The organism is Roseateles rivi, assembly GCF_043555845.1.
In the GTDB taxonomy this organism is placed as follows: Bacteria; Pseudomonadota; Gammaproteobacteria; order Burkholderiales; family Burkholderiaceae_C; genus Roseateles; species Roseateles rivi.
Genome location: NZ_JBIGHZ010000016.1, coordinates 1 through 897, shown reverse-complemented (window position 1 = coordinate 897; position 897 = coordinate 1). Strand labels below are relative to the sequence as shown.

Below are 897 nucleotides of genomic sequence, written 5' to 3'. Positions count from 1 at the left end.
TAGCTCCCTGCCCCGTTGATCACCACCTCCTGCTGGGCCGTGATGTGTATCCGGTTGGCCTGTTGCGTGATGTCCAGCTTGGCCAGCAGCCTCAGGTTCTGCTCCAGCGCCTGCACATCAATGTCCGCCTTGGCACTGATCAGCTTCACCCCCGCCTTGTACGCAAACAGCTTGATCGCCGCCTTCGCGCTGGCCAGCAGGCTGTGCTCGCTGCTCAGGCTGATGTGCCTCTCGGCCGTCACCGCGTGGTGCCCCTGGCTGTGCTGGTGCGTGCTGCCCTCCGTGGTGCTGGCAATGCCCGCCGGGCTGGCCAGCACCAGGTGCGGCGCTTGCAGCTCGTCGCGCGGCGCCGCACGGTCGTTGCCCTTGACCTCCCGCCACTGCGCTTGCAGCTCTTTGGCCGTTTCAAGCTGGTCTTGCCCACCTTGCGCACGGTGCGTCTGCGCCAGCTCCGCCAGCTTGAAGTGCTGGCCCTGCGCCTGCCCCAGCCGCGCCGCCGTTTCCTTGAGATCCGTGTGGTGCGCGCTGGCCGCGGGGCGGGCCTCGGTGGTGATGAGCAACCCGTCTTTGGCGCGCACGGCACCGTGCCCATCCGTGCGCAGCTCAAAGCCTTGGCCGCGCGCGTCTTGGCGCCCGCTGTGGCTGTCGATGCGCGTGATGTCCCCCAGGCTGAGCTGGCTGTGTTGGTGGTCGCTCTTGAGCTGCACCTGAATGCTCTGGGCCGTGTCGTCCAGGATCAGGTGGTTGCTGCGCCCCGCCGCCGCGTTGCCCCCGCCGGGGGTGAGCTCGCGGCTGCGCAGCCCCGTCAGCGCGTGCTGCTCGGGCAGCTCCCACGAGGGCATGTTCAGCGCGTTGTGCACCCGCCCCGTGATGAGCGGCCGGTCCGGGTCGCCATTC

1 protein-coding gene is annotated in these 897 nt (G+C 69.0%); it reads right to left on the bottom strand.

The features are described from left to right. The coding region (locus ACG0Z6_RS16590; RefSeq protein ID WP_394463453.1) for a DUF2345 domain-containing protein at window positions 1-897 on the bottom strand (897 nt) is incomplete at both ends.